This window comes from Photobacterium sagamiensis, assembly GCF_050337085.1.
GTDB classification, from domain to species: Bacteria; Pseudomonadota; Gammaproteobacteria; order Enterobacterales; family Vibrionaceae; genus Photobacterium; species Photobacterium sagamiensis.
Window position 1 is genome coordinate 1 of the sequence record NZ_JAKJSP010000141.1, and the last position, 653, is coordinate 653.

Sequence of the window (653 nt, forward strand, 5' to 3'; positions counted from 1 at the left end):
ATATGAACAAGTAGGAGGAAAGAAGCAGTCCGGATCCCGGATCTTCACTTATGATATTCCATCTCAGAAAAAACTCTCTATAGAAGACATTTTTGCCACGGATACTGATTATTTATCCGTTTTATCTGACATTGTTTATGAAGAGTTAGCCGAGAGTAAAGAAGAAGGCATTTCGAAAAGTCTTATTAAGAAGAAAAACCAACTAAAAGCAGCCAACTTTGATTCTTTTTCAGTGCTGAAAAATACGCTTGTATTCTATGTAAAGACTGATGAGGATGGAGACTCATCTAAGACTCATACCATCGCTATTAATAAAGAACTTTTCAAAAATAGTTTGCTAGATTCATATCAAAGTAAAGATTTAAATCAGGATCGTGTAAAGGAATGGCAACCGAAACATGTCGTCGCCAAGCTCCCAGTGAAAAATGAATGGATTGACCCTTCACAAAAGGTAATCGCCTTAACGTTCGATGACGGGCCACATCCAAGTCATACTATGTCTATCCTGGAAGCCCTAAACAAGTATGATGCACATGCTACCTTTTTTGTGCTTGGAAGCCGCGTGCAACACTATCCAGAGGTGCTGCAAAAGATGACTGAACAAGGAAATGAAATCGGCAACCATTCCTGGGATCATCCGCAATTGACACGTC

At 39.4% G+C, this 653-nt stretch carries 1 protein-coding gene; it reads left to right on the forward strand.

What is annotated here, in order from left to right; all coding sequences use genetic code 11:
- A partial coding sequence (locus tag L4D76_RS28895) for a polysaccharide deacetylase family protein (RefSeq protein WP_428444212.1) occupies positions 1-653 on the forward strand: 653 nt, incomplete at both ends.